The sequence below is a fragment of the Roseivirga sp. 4D4 genome, from assembly GCF_001747095.1.
In the GTDB taxonomy this organism is placed as follows: Bacteria; Bacteroidota; Bacteroidia; order Cytophagales; family Cyclobacteriaceae; genus Roseivirga.
The window spans coordinates 2778136-2794649 of the sequence record NZ_MDGP01000001.1; the positions used below are offsets into that span (position 1 = coordinate 2778136).

Consider the following 16514-nt stretch of genomic DNA (forward strand, 5'->3'; position numbering starts at 1 on the left):
TCTTATTTTTAAGCAACCGACCAAAACACTAAATCCGATGATCAGACTATTTTTTATCCTAGTTTTTCTAGGGTCAGCATCACTGGCTCAGGCCCAGTTTGATGTTCAGGAAAAGCTTGAGAAGAAAATCATCCAAGATAAGTATGTGGCTTTTCTGACTGATAAAGGTTATTCACCAGAAGTTGATAGTGATGGTGATGTCAAGTTCACTTATAAAGAGAGAAGCTATTACATCACCATTGACATGAAGGACAAAAATTTTTTCAGACTAGCACGTTTAGCCAATCTTAAGCTGGATTCAGAATCGCAGATCACCAAAGCCAAGGAAATCTGCCATGAAATCACCCAGGACGTAAAGGTGGCTAAGGTCTATTGGCTGAAAGGTGTAGTATGGACCTCTTCAGAAATTGTACTTGAAAATCCAGATGATTATTCCGCAATCTTCGATCGGGTACTTCGATTGACCGAAAGTGCTTATCTCAAATTTGTGAAACGCTGGAAAGACGCATGATTTGACGAATCTAAATGAATGAGCTATTTTGATATTTCATGAGTAACCAGAGCACAAATACACAATACCAAAAACTCACATACTCCGAATCCTTTACACCTATTATCTCCTTTCTGGGATTGGTGCTATTTGGATTTATATTCTACTACCACTCGGAGTTGCTCAAAATTAGCCTGGTAGATGACACCTACCTTTTAAGCGGAACCGATGTTCATGAATATCGCTGGAGGATTATATGGGGCTTATCCTCAGTATTCTTATTTTTCGTCATTGCCGTAAATGTGGCATTATCATGTTATATCATCCATCGAAACCTCTCAAGACCCAATCAAAGCCTCAACTTTTTAGTCCCACTGATCATTTTTTCAGTGATCGTTTTAATCTTCATCTTCTCTAAGAGTTTTCGAGAATACGGTATAAGTGGTGGTGCTGGAGTAATGCTTCTAGATGCAGTCTGTCAACATCTGGGAATAGACTTGGTCGACACTATAGACTGGTCGATGATATTCTCTATCGCCTGCGTCTTAATTACGGTAGCGTCAATGGCTACTATACTCTCTAAGCCTAGAAGAAGGCTAAATGTGGAGGATATCTTAGAAAGGTTTCGGCTCTACAAGGCCAGTGTCTATGCTACCACATTATTTTTGGCTGCAGGTATTCTACAAGTATATTGTCTATATAGCTGGTCAATTCTCAGTTACTTTGAACTCGATGATATAGCAAAACGTTCGTTGGCGGATACTTTAGCCCTAAGTGGTGGGATAATTTACACCCTGGTCTTTTTGTGTATGTTCATTCCAGTTTCAGTAGTTCTTTCCAACTGGAGTCGGAGGCTTGCAGAAATCCAGACTCAACATATTAACCCTGATCCCGAGAAGAATCTTACCAGAGCAGAGATCAGGAATCAATGGCTCAGAGATAATGGACTATACCGTTCACCAAAAAAGATCGCTTCCAATTTTCTCATTTTATCCGCACCGACTATTATTCCAATTATTATTGAGATAGTCAAACAAAGTATTAGTTGATGAAGGCGCTCATTGTGGAAGGAGGCGCAATGCGCGGAATATTTAGCTCCGGTATATTGGAGGCATTTATGTCCAAAGACTATTACCCTTTTGATTGCTATATAGGCGTATCTGCCGGGGCTTGCAACTTAGCATCATATCTTACTAAGACAGTCGGTAGGAATTACAATGGGTACGTTACCCTGATGGCACAACCCAAGTTCATTAGCTGGAGAAGGTTTCTTAAAGGAGGAGATCTTTTAGACTTGAACTGGCTGTGGGACGAGTTAGACTCAAAATTCCCAATAGACGAAAGACGTTTAGAACAGATCGATAGTAGTTTTTACTGCGTAACAACTGAAGTTGCCAGTGGCAGAGCTCGCTACTTAAAGCCTAATAAAGACAATATTCATACGTACTTAATGGCATCAAGCAATATACCATTAGCATGTAGGAACTTTGTGGATATCGATGGCCAAGATTATTCAGACGGAGGTGCATCTGATCCGATTCCCGTACAATTCGCAATTGACAAAGGAGCCAAAGAGATATTGGTTCTACGATCACAAAAGGCAGATTATCGCAGTAAGAACACCCTATTCAATCACGTTTGGAATTTCTTTCTTAGAAAATACCCAAAACTAAAAAAGCAATTAGATCTCCATGATCGCATCTACAATGATGCACTTGACCTCATTGAAAACCCACCTGAGGGAGTTTCTATTCAACAAATAACACCTGATACGCTTCATACGAGTCGAACTTCCCAAGACAAAACAGGGCTAAACAAAGATTTCGAGCATGGGTTTGCCAAAGGGATTGAATTCATGAAATCAGTTCAACAATAGAGTTCAGTCCATTACCTTTGCCGCATGACAGGAGATTACAACCTCAAAGAAGTTGTGCTAGCAGCTTTTGAACAACTCATTACAGTGGAAGAAAGTGATGCTGAAAAGCGACCAGCGCCTGGAAAATGGTCGGCTAAGGAAATCATTGGTCACCTCATCGATTCGGCTTCTAACAATCATGGACGCTTTGTCAGAGCTCAAGATTCGGATGATTTGGTGGGTGTAGGCTACGATCAGGACGAGTGGGTTACTTCTCAGAACTATCAGGCAGTCAACTGGCATGATCTACTTATTCTTTGGAGACAATTGAATCTACACATTGCTCATGTTATGAACCAAACCCCTGACAATGTCAGGAATAAGGAAAGGGTTAAGCATAATCTTCACAAGATTGCCTTCTACACGGTTCAGGAAAATGAGCCTGCCACACTGGATTACTTTATGCAAGACTATGTGGTACACCTAAAGCATCATTTGGGCCAGGTACGGGAAGCGCTGACGATGGAAGCGGAGTAGTGCGTAGTGAGTACTAAGTATTGGGTAGTTTAGTATCAAGTAACACTGTAGCCTGTAAATGTCAATAATAGAGGACGCTTTGATTAAACAGCAAAAAGCAATTTGTAGTAAGTACAATGCTGATTTTCATGCAAGTGCAGATCACTTAAAACTTGGAATCTCCTTAGATGTTAAGAAAGGTGTTTTCCCTATACATGGTCTTAGGCACCCGCTCGAACAAGGAACTTCTGGCTGGTTTATCTGGGCAGGTGAATATTCTGATGATTCAGGTTTTTTTCTTCCCGTTCATATCAAACATGCAAAAGTCTGGAGTCCGTTGATTGAAAAATATTTGGGATTAGCTCCCGGATGGAGGTTTCTTATTACCAAGGATTATGAAGATGTGTGGCAAGATGTATCTCTTTTGGATATCTAAAAATCTTGTTATTCCTCAAATTCTTATTAGAGGCCCTTTATACTCACTACGCAATACACACTACCCAACGAAAAGAGGTTACCCTTGAACTGGCAACCTCCTCTAAAATCTTATATCTAAATACTAGGTACTAAGTACTAACTACTAGTTACTCACCTTAATACTCTCGTTGCCGATAATGATTGGTGGTAAATCAGTTCTTCCTTCTTCAGGACCGTTCTCTAATTTTAGTACCCCCCTTGGGCAAACTGCAGAACAAATACCACAGCCCACGCAACTTGCACGTACGATGTTCTGACCCTTCTGAGCATATGCTCTAACGTCAATTCCTTGCTCGCAGTAAGTAGAACAGTTACCGCATGAGATACACTGACCTCCATTGGTCGTAATTCTGAATCTTGATTTGAAGCGTTGAATAATGCCCATATAACCAGCCATTGGACAGCCAAATCGACACCATACACGATTGCCCAGCATCGGATAGAAACCTACGCCTATTACGCCTGAGAAGGTCGCTCCAATTAAGAAGCCATAAGGCTTTTGGAAGTTGTTATAAATATTCAGCCCGAAGACCTCTCCGGTATTCCAAAAGTATCCGTAAATGGTCGCGGCAGTCATCACAAATACAAAGACCATTACGCCATGGATCAACCATCTTTCGAGCCTCCAGGTACTTAATTTTTTAGAAGATAAGTGACGGAAAGGGTCTCCAGCAGTTTCAGCAAGTCCTCCACAACCACAAACCCAAGAGCAATACCACCTTTTCCCTACATAGTAAGTAATGATCGGTGTTACCACCAGAAACATGGCTATTCCAACGATCAGGTATAGAATTCCCACGGGTTGATATGCTTCTTGTTGAAAGGCATTCAATTGCCAATCATAGAAGAAGTCATAATCCAAAGGCCAGGTGTTTTTTAGGTCGGTATTGAAGTATCCTAAATATTCACCACTTGCAGTGGTCACATCATTGTAGTTAAGGCCAGCCAAGATTTCAGGGATCAGATAAGCCAGAAACAACTGACTGGCAATGACCACCAAGGTCCTAATAAACTGATAACGATTATGTCGGTATTTGAAGAGGAACTTGATCCCCAAGGCAGTAATACAGAGGGTATAAAGCGTTCCATAAACGAACCATTGACTCGCAGGGGTTCCCTTGAAAAACATACTCAATGGATCGAATAAGGCAACCATACCTTCATTTCCGGTTGCCTTGAAGCCGATATACTCAGGGTACCAATAGAGCAGCACATAGAAGCCAGTGAGCACAATGCCTGCCACCCAACCGAGCACCCCTCGGTTCGTTAAGCTTTTGAACCAGACACCATTGTTCTTAATTCCCTCCGGTTGGTTTAAGTATAGTCTTGCTGAATAAATGACGGTTCCCACCAGAATGCCTAAAAGGGCAACTGGCAAACCAATAGATGCTGGAATGGCAACATTTCCCCAAGCGAGGAACAGCACTAATACTCCCAAACCAGCAAGTGCCAAACCCGCCTTCTGGATCACATCGGTGTCCTTTGGCTGTGGGTTAGCGATAGATAAACTTGGATCTACTGATGACATATTTCTTGATATTCTAATTTGAGACTAATTGTAAAATGCGTTGCCAGCTTTTCTTCTTTAAGCTGATGCTAGTACCGTTTTCGGCATTGAATTGATTGATGATATCCTGTTCATGTGTCTTATATAGCTCAGGATCGAAATTGGCATCTTTCAAGTGTTCAAGTACATACTGTACTGTTCTGCCTTCTTTAAACCATTTATCAAAAGCATGATGCCTTAATCGGAAGCCAAAATTGTTCACTCCTAAAAGCTTATCGTTGCTTTTATCCCAACGCAGCCTCAGGCATATTTTACCTTCCTCATGTTCCCAGTAAAAGTCGTTCTCGTTTTCTTTCGGCTTGGCCCAAACCCAGCCATAGGTTTGATACTCTATATCGAAGAACTTGGCTGAATTAAACCAGTAGCCAGGGTTATACTTTGTCGGTTTGTTACAGATCGTTTCTGCCAGGGCCTCTCCCATCATTCTGCCGGTATACCAAACCTGCTCCAGATTTCTACGCTCTCCATTTGTCTCTCTGAATTCGGCACAATCTCCAGCTGCATAAACATCTTTGATATTGGTTTCCAGATATGGGTCAACCATGATCCCTCGATTGGTTTCAATACCCGATCCTTCCAGAAAACCAATATTCGGAGAAACTCCCGCTGTAAGACCAACAAACTGACAAGCAATCTCTTCTCCCTCGTCCGTTACTATAGCTCGGGCCCTTCCATTCTCATCGGAGAGAATCTCCTTCAAATTTGTATTGAGCCTTAGGTCTACATGGTGTTCTCTGATATGGCGATTGATCATTTCTGACTCGCCATCGGGAAGTACATTGTTCCAAAAACTACTTTCTCTTACCAGAAAGGTCACTGGGATATCTCGGCTCAACAACATCTCAGCCATTTCAATCCCAATCAAACCTCCACCGACAATAACCGCCCTAGAGATGTTCTTGGTATTCTCCTCCATTGACTCGAGATCCTGGTAGTTATAGAGTCCCTGAACAGCTTTTAAGTCCTGACCCGGCCAACCAAACTTGTTGGACTTAGAACCAGTTGCCAAAACGAGCTTGTCGTAGTCCATGGTAGACCCATCGGCAAAAGTCAAAGCCTTCTTATTGGTATCCACTTTCTCGACATATGCTCTTTTCAGCTCGATTCTGTTCTTTTCCCAAAACCAATCCTCATAGGGTTTGGTATGTTCATATTTCATGTGCCCCATATAGATGTACATAAGGGCAGTTCGCGAGTAAAAATGATCAGTTTCAGCGGAGATAACCGTTATTCTATGGTCACTCTTCTTTCTGATATGCCTCGCGGTAGTGATTCCGGAAATTCCATTTCCTATGATAACAATGTGTTCCATGACGAGTCTAATAATACATAAAATGTAACTTTTGGTTCTCTGTGGATGTCGTATCAGAGACAGAAAGAAACAATAGCCTTTTTAATATACCGAAAGGTAGAGTCAATGTGAGTCTGAGAGACAAAAGAATTTGGATCTGACATGCAACCTTTACGGATCGACATTATCTTTAAAGCAAATAATCATTAGAGTAATGAAGAATTTAAAAATGAAGTCCTTACGATTGAGCCTTATGGCCGTTGCCATGTTGATGTTTTCGACATTGGCTTTTGCCCAGGATCGTGAAACAATCAACGTAAGAGACTTTGACGGACTTAGTGTTAGCTCATCTTTTGTTGTTGAAATCAGCGTAGGCAACGAGGTGTCTTTAGAGATAGAAATAGATGATGAGTATAGAGATGCTTTGATCGCAGAGGTAAGAGGTGGAACATTGGTTATTGGTTTAGAAAATAACCGTAGAAACCGCAGAATGAGAGAATCTCCTAGAGCTTATATCACCGTAAAGGAATTGAACAAGATTCACTTGAGTGGTGCAGCAAATCTGCGAACACGCGATATTATTAAATCAGATGATATGGAGCTTCACTTATCTGGTGCATCTGTAGTAAACATGGAACTAGAGACAGGTGACTTTTCTTTTGAAGCTTCCGGAGCCAGTGTAGTAACAATTCAGGGTTCTGCCAAAACACAGAAAATTCGTATGAGTGGTTCGTCTATTTACAGTGCATACGATTTTGAAACTACTGATGCAGACATCAGAGTGGGTGGTGCATGTTCTATTAAGGTTTATGTTACTGACCAACTTGATGTACGTGCATCTGGAGCTTCTAATGTAAGATACAAAGGTGGTGCTTCGGTTGACAGTGATACGTCAGGCGCGTCAAGCGTGAGAAAAGGTTAATCAATTTATCTGAATATAATCATGACCGATTATATCCCTTGCTTCGAAAGGTCTATACCTGGAAAAGCAGGGGAACTTTATTTTAGGGGCTCCCTAATTTTTTAAAAATTGCTGCATGAGGTTGTAGGCTGCACTGTTCGCAGGTAAAGCTCCACTTTCAACCTGGCTTAAAATTTCTGGAAGTAAGTCAGCAATCTCCTGATTTTGATAGAAGGCTTGACCCAGCATTTCGCTGACATTTTCTCTAAACCAAGCTACCTGTTGGCGTTTTCTATTCTCCACTAAGAAGCCATTGGAATGCATGGTAGATTGATACTTAGTGATCATTTCCCATACCTCATTTAATCCAGTATTCTCAAGTGCCGAACATGTCTTTACCTGAGGGATCCAGCCTGACTCATCGACTGGAAACAAGTGAAGCGCACTTTGATATTCAGCCTTTGCCCGTTTTGCTGCCTTTTGATTCTCACCATCTGCTTTGTTGATGACCACCGCATCGGCCATTTCCATGATACCCTTTTTAATTCCCTGCAACTCATCTCCGGCACCGGCCAGCATCAATAGCAAGAAAAAATCGACCATCCCATGTACCAATGTCTCAGACTGACCGACTCCGACTGTTTCAATAAAAATCACATCAAAACCTGCTGCTTCACAAAGGAGCATCGCCTCTCGCGTTTTACTACTCACGCCTCCCAAAGCACTTCCCGAAGCCGATGGCCTGATAAAAGCTGATGGGTTACGTGCCAACTCTTCCATCCGAGTTTTATCACCCAAAATACTGCCCTTAGTCTTCTGACTACTCGGGTCAATGGTAAGCACTGCAAGCTTTTTACCCTGCTCTGTCACAAGTGTCCCAAATGATTCGATGAAAGTACTTTTCCCAACCCCCGGGACACCGGTAATGCCAATCCGCATGGATTTTCCGGTATGCGGCAAAACAGCTTTCAAAAGCGCTTCAGATGCACGAATATCATCTGATTTCTGACTTTCGCATAAGGTAATGGCTCGGCTCAGTATCAAACGATCGCCAGCTAGAACACCTTCTATAAGCTCTTCAGTTGTGAGTTTTCTTCGCTTCATCTCGGGTTGGCAAGGTAATAATAAAATCAAATGTCATTTAAGCTTCATTTGACGAGATTTTGGGGAATTCTAGTACCCTGAAAACAATTGAGTGAAAAAGAAGTAGTTTATTTGAATCCTTAAACTAATGGCATACCTAAAATTCATCCTTCCTGGGGTACTGATTGTACTCTCTCTATTATGCTATCAAGTATACAAAAGAGGAGTTTTTACATTTTTCAATAACTCCCAGCTCGAACGTGTAGATGCCTTGGAGGCTTCGGAATTACTCACAGAAAGTCCATTTACCATCCTTGATGTAAGAGATGAAAAAGAATTCAAAGTAAGCCACCTCAAAGGAGCCATACGCTACGAAGAAAGCCTTTTGAAAGACTTGAGATCGGATGAACCAGTGATGGTATACTGTACTGTCGGCCTAAGGAGTAATCAAGTGGCTAAGGCCTTAAGAGAAGAGGGTTTTGACAGAATCATAGAACTCCAGGATGGCCTAATTGGCTGGTCCAATGCTGAACTACCACTGATCAACTCAAGAAATGAGCTCACTGATAGCGTACACGTATACAGTCAATACTTTAGTGCATTGCTAAAGGGAGGAACTGCAGTCTACTAAAATGAAACAAAACCTACTGATTATTTTTGTCAAAAATCCAGTTTTGGGTAAGGCAAAAACTCGCTTAGCAGCCACTTTAGGAGATGAAAAAGCTTTGGCCATCTACAAATTACTTTTGGAGAAAACCAAGTCGGAGACAATCAACCTCTATACAGATAAGATCGTTTATTATTCGGATCACATTGATGACTCCGATCTTTGGTATAACTCGGTCTATCAGAAAGCTGTACAGAGTAATGGTGACCTTGGCCAGAAAATAACCACTGCTTTTAGTCGCGCCTTTCAAGATGGTTATGCAAGAGTCTGCATTATCGGAAGTGATTGTTATGACATGACGCAAGCCCATTTGGAAGAGGCATTTGAGGCCTTAAAAACCAAGGACACCGTTATTGGGCTCGCAGAAGACGGAGGCTACTATACTATCGGTATGTCGAGGTACATACCAGAACTATTTGAGCAAAAGGTATGGAGTACTGAAACAGTCGGTTCCGATACGATTGAAGACTTTAAAAGACTTCGTTTAGACTATCATGTTATTGAAACACTTAATGACGTAGATACAGAAAACGACCTCGGTCCATGGGCCGATGATGCCCTAGAAACCTTATAGTGTAAGCTTATGAAAAAGCATTTAACAATGGCCATTTTACTAACTGTAGCTTTTGGTTGTGAGCAACCCAATTCCTCCTCGATAAGCTATCCTGCAAGTGAAGTCTTCCATCATGATTGGGCCATGAACAAGATTTGGGAAGATGGCCAGGCAGAGGTGGCTCATTACGATGCTGAAATGATTGTTTATGGAAAGGTCAGAAAATTTGATAATGCATATATAACCGTCAAGGAAGAGTTCAATAAGGACTTCAACGTAAAGACCGATGACTACCAGCGCGATGATCTATTCAGCGTAATGAAAGTCAACAAATTTGGTCGTTTTGAAACCGAAAATTATCCCTACCATTACCTAACGAGTCTTTTCTTTAAAAGAGAAAAACCAGAGCAACTACACAAAATGACCCATACAGGTCAGGAGTGGTGTGGCAACACCTTCAAGCAATTTGAGCTGACCGCAAGTGGCTATGAATACGACTACAACAGTTACTTCGATGGCTATGGAGATGGACGAATGGCCATTGAAGGTACCGATCTCATCTGGGAAGACCAATTGTCTTATCTGCTCAGAGCAACCAAGTTTAAAGACGGTTTGGAGTTCACCAAGCAAGTGGTCGACAGTCAAATCAATACAAAGACCAGAAAACCGAAAATCTACGATGCTAGTTTTAGGGTAAGCGATAGGGACAGTGTTTGGCATGTTGAATTAGCCCTGGAACAAGATAAAGTGAACACCTATACCTTCAACAAAAAATATCCCAATCTGCTACAAGAACAAACGACATGGTACGGCTATAATCTTAAGCTCAATCGCGTAAGTCGATATCAATATTGGAGATAAATGATTAGTACTTCTTATTTTCGAGTACTAAACCTTCAGGAATGTCAACACTCAAGATTACCGATCTCTGGATATACCCTATCAAGTCTATTGCTGGAATTCAGCTGAACAAGACAAAAGTTGAAAAACGAGGCCTGCAATATGATCGTAGGTGGGTTCTGGCGGATGAAAATGGGATATTCGTACACCAGCGTGACTACCCTGAAATGGCACTGCTTCAGCCTGAAATCAGCGGAGATGTCATGACTATCAATCACAACGCAAAAGAGATTCCACCAGTGAGTTTTGACATGTCCGAACCAGACACCAAACCCGTTTCTGTTACAGTATGGGATGACACTTGCACTGCGAAACCTGTTGATACAAAAGTCGATCAGTGGTTCAGTGAAATCATAGGAAAGAATGTACGCCTGCTTTATATGCATGAAGATAGCATCCGTCAAGCCGATCAGCGCTACGCCATCAAGGAGACCGACAAGGTTAGTTTTGCTGACGGATACCCTGTGCTTATCATTAGTGAGGAGTCACTAGCTGAGCTGAATAACAAAGCTACTGAACATGTCCCTATGAACAGATTCAGAGCAAATGTTATTGTCTCCGGAGGTGAGGTACATGATGAAGACAGACTAAGGAAAATTCATATTGGTGATGTTGAAATGCATGGTGTAAAACCATGTGCTCGCTGTGTGATGACCACCATTGACGTGGACACCGCCCAAAAGGGCAAAGAGCCACTAAAGACCTTAGCCACTTATCGAAAGTTGGAGCATAAAATCCTGTTCGGAGAGAACTTCATCCCGAGTAATGAAGGAGTGATCAAAGTTGGAGATACCTTGAACGTTCTAGAGAAAAAGCAGGGACCTTTTGATGAGTGAATCGGTTATCCGTGGATCGGAAATCAGTGATCAGTAGCTCTAACAGAAATACTGGTTTCTAGTTAACTGATAACCGATTCATGACTACCTTTGCCGCAGCATATTATGGCTGATCTTTATATCAAATCACTCCATATCATCTTTATTGTTACCTGGTTTGCAGGGCTATTCTATGGTGCCAGATTATTTATCTATCAACGCGAAGCATTGGATAAGCCTGAGCCTGATAGGACGATTCTGGGTGATCAGCTAAAAATCATGTCTAAGCGACTATGGTATATTATCGCCTGGCCATCTGCCATTATCACACTGATTTTAGGCAGCACCATGATTTATCAGTATCCAGCCATGCTGGAGCTACCCTTTATGCACGTAAAACTGACTTTTGTAGTGGTGTTGTATATATATCATTTTCTCTGCCACAAGCTCTTTGTCCAGCTCCAAAATGATGTAAAAAGGTTTAGCTCAACACAATTGCGCATTTGGAACGAAATATCTACGCTAATACTCATCTCAGTGGTCTTCATTATCGTATTGAAAAATGAGATCAATTGGATCAAAGGAACATTGGGCTTTTTTCTAGTGACGGTTAGTCTAATGATCGGTATTCGTATTTATAAAAGGCTTAGAACAAAAGCTTAAAACATGCAGAAGCAAGGATTAATACTACTCATCATCACTGTTTTGCTCGTGACTTGTTGGTCGTGTGACAACAATAATGGACCTCAAAAACTACCTATTCTAGGAAGGCAAGAATTCAAGGAAGTTGATGGCAAGTTGGATACAATTTATCATACCATTCCCGAGTTCTCCTTTTGGGATCAGGACAGCCTGGAAGTGACGCTCGCCTCTTTTGAAGGCAAGGTTTATGTAGCAGATTTCTTCTTTGGCACCTGCCCTACTATCTGCCCTATTATGAAGCAACAAATGCTTCGAGTATATGACAGATTCAAGGACAACCCTGAATTTGGCATTCTTTCCCATACGATCGACCCAGCTCATGACACGGTAGCTTATTTAAAGGATTTCTCTATGCGCCTTGGCGTCCCCGACAGCAAAGTTTGGAAATTCGTAACGGGAGATCAGGATGAAATTTATCGTATTGGTAGTGCTGAGGGCTATCTTGTTCCTGTAGGAGAAGATGCAGATGCACCTGGCGGCTTCATCCATAGCGGAGCCTTTATACTTATTGATAAGGAAAAGAGAATTCGAGGACTTTATGATGGTACCAAACCAATTGAAGTTGATGCCTTAATGAATGACATTCCTAAGCTGTTGGCAGAATATGAAGAATAGAAGTCTGAAGTATCTAAGCTTGCTGAGCGCATTACTAGTTTTAGGTTGTGGCTCAGGGGAGAAAAGTGACAATGAAGATGTTCACTCAAGGTTAGATACCAAAGGCCTACAAATGTTTTCCAACGGAAAGCAGCTTTACATAAAGTACTGTCAAAACTGCCATATGGAAAACGGAGAAGGCTTGGGTACCTTGATTCCCCCTTTAAAAGCCTCCGATTACCTATTGAATGATATTTCAGGTGCGGCCCGCACCATAAAATACGGCTTAAAAGGTCCAATAAAGGTGAATAGCATCGACTATAATCAACCGATGCCGGCAAACCCAGATATGACATCTTTAGAGATTCAGGAGCTTCTGATCTACATCTCAAATGCCTGGGGCAACAAAGCAGAGCTCGTTACTTTAGATGCTGTAGAGAGGTCTATCAATCCTAACCAATAGACGAATGACAATCAGAAACACACATAAATACATCTTATTAACCCTCCTCTTTTTCACGATTGCCCACTACAGCCCGGCACAGAGGTTGAAATTAGATACGGTTTACTATAACCAGTCGGGAGAATTAACAGATAAGGAAACGGGCTACTTAACTTTTGAGGTAAGACAACTCGATCGAAAACAAAGAATCCACGGAAGCACTGCCAGGTATACCAAGTCAGGCCGTATGACCGAATCTACTTCCTATATCAAAGGAGAGAAAACAGGAACCTACTACAGGTTCAATCCGGCCGAAGAAGTGATGATGTATGGAGATTATGAAAATGGCATAAAGAAAGGCTTTTGGGTGATCCTTGATAGCAACGGGATTATTCTCACGATGGAGGAATATGACAACACTGGAAACTTAATTGGCAGAAGAGATAGACCATACTCTGAGAAAATTGACGGAGATACTTTAAAACTGGATTCGGAGGCGGAATTCATAGGCGGTCAAGGTGGATGGAACCTTCATTTAAGAAAAAATCTCAAGTACCCAACCGAAGCAAAACGCTATGGATACCAGGGCGATGTCTATATATCTTTTGTGGTACTTTCGGACGGAAGAATAGCTGCTCCGAGAATTGTGAAGAGTCCGCATGAAATCTTAAGTAAAGAGTCTTTAAGAATGTTGGAAATCTCACCTGCGTGGCTGCCAGCAATGATCGGTGACAAGGCAGTAGATTCTCAAATGACCTTACGCATTGTCTTTCGGCTTAAGTGATTATTTCAAGACAGCTTTTGCAGCAGCAATAGAGGAATTGATATCGTCTTTTACTTTGGTCACGCGTTCCATTTCAGCTTGAAAGAAGGCTTTCTGATCTTCCTCAGTTGATTGCCCAGAAACATGAGGGGTTTTGGTCTTGGCCCAATCGTACATCCAGGTCATCATGCCCTTTCGCGCGTCTTCCAGCTCAGTAGCCAGACTTCTCAGTCCTTCAAGTGCTTCATCTTCGGGATTACTCTCAGCCAGATCGGTCGCCTTGGCCAGTACTTGCCTTCTCAGGTCCATGACCTCTCCTAGTTTGGGCATCACTTCATCATGTACATCCAGGATTTTCCCTTCTTCTACTTTTGCATCAAAGCCTCCTCCACATGAGAGTGTAAAAATTGCGACTAGCACAAAGCTCAGAACCTTCTTCATTACGCTTGAATTTTTGGCAAATCTAATAGCTATCGTCAGCTAAGCCAACGAAAATTCCTTCCACTAACTGATACATCAGCTTGTCAGGGTTTTTAGCATTTAACTTAAGCTTACCACGGATTTTTACACGCTTGGTTGTGTATTTGATCTTTTCTTTCATAGAGATTTCCATTACCGTTTCAGGTCCACCAGACCCACAAAAGAAACACTCACTGATCGGTAATGAGGAAAGAATTAATTCAGTTGGTTTGAACATACCATCAAAGGGAATGATAAAGCCATCGACTTCAACGATTTGGTCAGCAATACCTTTAATATCCTTCCCGAAGACAGGGACAAAAACATCACCATACTCATCTTTTTGAATGTCATAGCTAACATCCGCCAGGGTTTTCCAGAGTTCAGAACCCTTCATTTTAACATCTTGCGCAAATGTTGAAAAACCAAGTCCAAATAAAACGATCAATACAAATATCTTTCTCATCATTTCTAATTTACTCTTCGGCCAAAACTTTCGATATATCTGTCTTATAAGCATTTAACGCTGGAATCAGAGAAGCGATCAGCCCAACGCCTAAACTAATCAACAATACATAGAACTCTTGGTTCACAAAAACCAGTCCTGAAACCCCGACTTCCTCTGACTTTTCATAGGATCGTGCCAAAGCTTCCATCAGTCCGTGCCCAAGGATTATACCCAAAATTCCTCCTAGGGTTGTGATAATCACTCCTTCGATGATGACATGAACAAACAGTTTTCCTCTTGATGCACCAAGTGATCTCATAATTGCCAAGTCGTACTTACGATCTTTTAATGCATTATACATAGAAATGAAAATGCTCAAACCAGCAATTATGATAATGATATAGGCAAAACTTCTAAGCATATCCACGCCAATTCCGAGAAGCGAAAATAGCCTTTGCGTTTCAAACGCAGGGGAAGCGGCCTGCATATTAGTATTGGCATTGATCATTCTGGGCATTTGTACTGCGCCCATAGGTGAACGGTACTGAATCAGCATCGAAGTGATCTCGTCATCTTCATCTCCTTCGGGGAATCCCGTTTCGAATGCAGAACCTAATTCTTTTTCTTCATGACCTTCTTCATGTTCGCCCTCATGCTCTTCTTCATGATCATGCACTGCCCATACACTTTCTATGTTGGTCAATATAAGGTTGTCTAAGACACTACCATTTTGTTCAAGGACTCCTATTACGTGATAAGACCTTTCATTATGCTCTAAGTCCGCAACTGAAAGACCATGTGCCCCGAAAAATTCATCACCGACCTTTAACTCGAGTCTTGTTGCTGCATTAGCACCCAAAACGACATCAAGGTTATACTTCCAAATCTCACCAGACTTGATGGTACCCTCATAGAGCTTGACATAGTCATGATTGGTCCCTACAATTCTAAAACCACGATAGTTATCGCCCAAGGCCAGTGGAATCGCGGACTTCACCAGGCGATTTCTGGTAATGGACTTGGCTTCATCTAACTTCACATTGCCAGTTGGGAAGTCGATATGATAAACATTGGCCAAAATCAATTGTAGTGGACTGCCTTTGGCCCCGACCACCAAGTCTATGCCCCGCTTGTTCTTTGCCAGATTTTCCTCCAGTTGAGTGCTGAGAAGAATTAATACAAGTATGATAGCCACACCCAAACTCATCAACAGGATATTCAATGCCGTATTGAGGGGCTTACTTTTGATGTAATTCCAACTTAAGGATATCAGGTTCATGCTGCGCTGAGGTTAAGTTGAAGTTCAAATTGTTCCTTCACGCGCTGATCATGCGTGGCAATAAGCAAGGAGGCCTGATATTTCTCTGCCTGACTTTTAAGGAGGTTTATCACCTTCATTGCATTATCATCATCAAGACTTGCTGTAGGTTCATCGGCCAGAATAAGTCTTGGTCTATTAAGCAATGCCCTTGCGATGGTCACCCTCTGTTGCTCTCCTTGGCTAAGGGCCTTGACCTTTTTTTCTGCTTTATGACCAAGGTTTAATTCTTCCAATACCTCATAGACCCGGCCCTTATCCTGAGCGGTGCCCGAAAGGTATTGTGCAAGCAATAGATTATCTCCCACCGAAAGTGCACTGATCAAGTGAGCCTTTTGAAAAACCAACCCAATGTTTTGTCCTCGGTATTTATCTCTTTGATGACCTGAAAGGCTATATAAATCGGTATTGCCGATAACCACCTTCCCTTCTTTAGGTGCCAATAAACCTCCCAAAATATGGAGTAAGGTAGTTTTCCCACTTCCTGAATTACCTAAAATCAGCAAGTGTTCAGCTTCTTTTACTTCCATCTGAGGAATGGAAAGCACTTTTTGATCGGAATACCCGAAACTTAAACCATCAATACTGATCATGAGATTTCAATTGAAAATCAAATTAACGGAAGGTATGCTAATTAATAAAACCAATCATATAGAATTACGAAAACCCCTTA

21 protein-coding genes are annotated in these 16514 nt (G+C 41.8%); 14 read left to right on the forward strand and 7 right to left on the reverse strand.

Features of this window, described 5'->3' with window-relative positions; genetic code table 11:
* Positions 1 to 37: 37 nt before the first annotated feature.
* The 5 genes from BFP97_RS12235 to BFP97_RS12255 are packed head-to-tail and all read left to right on the forward strand — an operon-like array spanning position 38 to position 3297.
* Complete coding sequence (locus BFP97_RS12235) at positions 38 to 511, forward strand: hypothetical protein (RefSeq protein WP_069842690.1); 474 nt, start codon at positions 38 to 40, stop codon at positions 509 to 511.
* 38 nt (positions 512 to 549) lie between these two features.
* A complete protein-coding gene (locus BFP97_RS12240) occupies positions 550 to 1539 on the forward strand; it encodes a hypothetical protein (protein ID WP_069842691.1) in 990 nt (329 codons plus the stop codon).
* Positions 1539 to 2366 carry a patatin family protein gene (locus tag BFP97_RS12245; RefSeq protein ID WP_069842692.1) on the forward strand — a complete coding sequence of 276 codons (828 nt, stop codon included), beginning with the start codon at positions 1539 to 1541 and terminating at the stop codon, positions 2364 to 2366. Before BFP97_RS12240 ends, BFP97_RS12245 begins: the two co-directional genes overlap by 1 nt.
* A 24-nt stretch (positions 2367 to 2390) precedes the next feature.
* Positions 2391 to 2882: a DinB family protein gene (locus BFP97_RS12250; protein ID WP_069842693.1), complete on the forward strand. Its 492-nt coding sequence runs from the start codon at positions 2391 to 2393 to the stop codon at positions 2880 to 2882.
* A 58-nt stretch (positions 2883 to 2940) separates the two neighbouring features.
* Positions 2941 to 3297, forward strand: coding sequence for a hypothetical protein (locus tag BFP97_RS12255; RefSeq protein WP_069842694.1), 357 nt, complete (start codon positions 2941 to 2943; stop codon positions 3295 to 3297).
* A gap of 144 nt (positions 3298 to 3441) precedes the next feature.
* Here the strand turns inward: BFP97_RS12255 and BFP97_RS12260 are convergent, their stop codons facing one another.
* Positions 3442 to 4866, reverse strand: a complete 1425-nt coding sequence (locus tag BFP97_RS12260; RefSeq protein WP_069842695.1) for a 4Fe-4S binding protein — start codon at positions 4864 to 4866, stop codon at positions 3442 to 3444.
* A gap of 13 nt (positions 4867 to 4879) precedes the next feature.
* A complete protein-coding gene (locus BFP97_RS12265; RefSeq protein ID WP_069842696.1) occupies positions 4880 to 6217 on the reverse strand; it encodes an NAD(P)/FAD-dependent oxidoreductase in 1338 nt (445 codons plus the stop codon).
* A gap of 193 nt (positions 6218 to 6410) precedes the next feature.
* Here BFP97_RS12265 and BFP97_RS12270 point away from each other — a divergent pair, with 193 nt between their 5' ends.
* Positions 6411 to 7118 (forward strand): head GIN domain-containing protein, encoded by a 708-nt coding sequence (locus tag BFP97_RS12270; RefSeq protein ID WP_069842697.1) that lies wholly within the window; start codon positions 6411 to 6413, stop codon positions 7116 to 7118.
* Positions 7119 to 7211: 93 nt separating this feature from the next.
* Here BFP97_RS12270 and meaB read toward each other — a convergent pair whose 3' ends face one another.
* Positions 7212 to 8201, reverse strand: a complete 990-nt coding sequence (gene meaB, locus BFP97_RS12275) for a methylmalonyl Co-A mutase-associated GTPase MeaB (RefSeq protein ID WP_069842698.1) — start codon at positions 8199 to 8201, stop codon at positions 7212 to 7214.
* A gap of 127 nt (positions 8202 to 8328) precedes the next feature.
* Here meaB and BFP97_RS12280 point away from each other — a divergent pair, with 127 nt between their 5' ends.
* The 8 genes from BFP97_RS12280 (at position 8329) to BFP97_RS12315 (ending at position 13637) form a co-directional block, all read left to right on the forward strand.
* Positions 8329 to 8811, forward strand: coding sequence for a rhodanese-like domain-containing protein (locus BFP97_RS12280; protein WP_069842699.1), 483 nt, complete (start codon positions 8329 to 8331; stop codon positions 8809 to 8811).
* A 1-nt stretch (position 8812) separates the two neighbouring features.
* Positions 8813 to 9421: a TIGR04282 family arsenosugar biosynthesis glycosyltransferase gene (locus BFP97_RS12285; protein WP_069842700.1), complete on the forward strand. Its 609-nt coding sequence runs from the start codon at positions 8813 to 8815 to the stop codon at positions 9419 to 9421.
* Positions 9422 to 9430: 9 nt separating this feature from the next.
* Positions 9431 to 10261 (forward strand): hypothetical protein, encoded by an 831-nt coding sequence (locus BFP97_RS12290; RefSeq protein ID WP_069842701.1) that lies wholly within the window; start codon positions 9431 to 9433, stop codon positions 10259 to 10261.
* Between the two features lie 41 nt (positions 10262 to 10302).
* Positions 10303 to 11136 (forward strand): MOSC domain-containing protein, encoded by an 834-nt coding sequence (locus BFP97_RS12295; RefSeq protein ID WP_069842702.1) that lies wholly within the window; start codon positions 10303 to 10305, stop codon positions 11134 to 11136.
* 105 nt (positions 11137 to 11241) lie between these two features.
* Positions 11242 to 11778, forward strand: coding sequence for a CopD family protein (locus BFP97_RS12300; RefSeq protein ID WP_069842703.1), 537 nt, complete (start codon positions 11242 to 11244; stop codon positions 11776 to 11778).
* 3 nt (positions 11779 to 11781) lie between these two features.
* Positions 11782 to 12432 carry an SCO family protein gene (locus tag BFP97_RS12305; RefSeq protein WP_069842704.1) on the forward strand — a complete coding sequence of 217 codons (651 nt, stop codon included), beginning with the start codon at positions 11782 to 11784 and terminating at the stop codon, positions 12430 to 12432.
* Positions 12422 to 12874, forward strand: a complete 453-nt coding sequence (locus tag BFP97_RS12310) for a c-type cytochrome (RefSeq protein WP_069842705.1) — start codon at positions 12422 to 12424, stop codon at positions 12872 to 12874. Before BFP97_RS12305 ends, BFP97_RS12310 begins: the two co-directional genes overlap by 11 nt.
* A 4-nt stretch (positions 12875 to 12878) precedes the next feature.
* A complete protein-coding gene (locus tag BFP97_RS12315; protein ID WP_083262537.1) occupies positions 12879 to 13637 on the forward strand; it encodes an energy transducer TonB in 759 nt (252 codons plus the stop codon).
* Here BFP97_RS12315 and BFP97_RS12320 read toward each other — a convergent pair whose 3' ends face one another.
* From BFP97_RS12320 to BFP97_RS12335, 4 genes are read right to left on the reverse strand one after another with little or no spacing between them, the layout of a single operon-like run.
* The gene (locus tag BFP97_RS12320) at positions 13638 to 14057 is read right to left on the reverse strand and encodes a hypothetical protein (RefSeq protein ID WP_069842707.1); all 420 of its coding nucleotides are present in this window, start codon (positions 14055 to 14057) and stop codon (positions 13638 to 13640) included.
* 22 nt (positions 14058 to 14079) lie between these two features.
* Positions 14080 to 14544: a hypothetical protein gene (locus BFP97_RS12325; RefSeq protein WP_069842708.1), complete on the reverse strand. Its 465-nt coding sequence runs from the start codon at positions 14542 to 14544 to the stop codon at positions 14080 to 14082.
* A gap of 7 nt (positions 14545 to 14551) precedes the next feature.
* Entirely contained in the window at positions 14552 to 15802 is a 1251-nt protein-coding gene (locus tag BFP97_RS12330) for an ABC transporter permease (RefSeq protein ID WP_069842709.1), read from the reverse strand.
* Complete coding sequence (locus BFP97_RS12335) at positions 15799 to 16434, reverse strand: ABC transporter ATP-binding protein (RefSeq protein WP_069842710.1); 636 nt, start codon at positions 16432 to 16434, stop codon at positions 15799 to 15801. Before BFP97_RS12335 ends, BFP97_RS12330 begins: the two co-directional genes overlap by 4 nt.
* Positions 16435 to 16514: the final 80 nt, after the last annotated feature.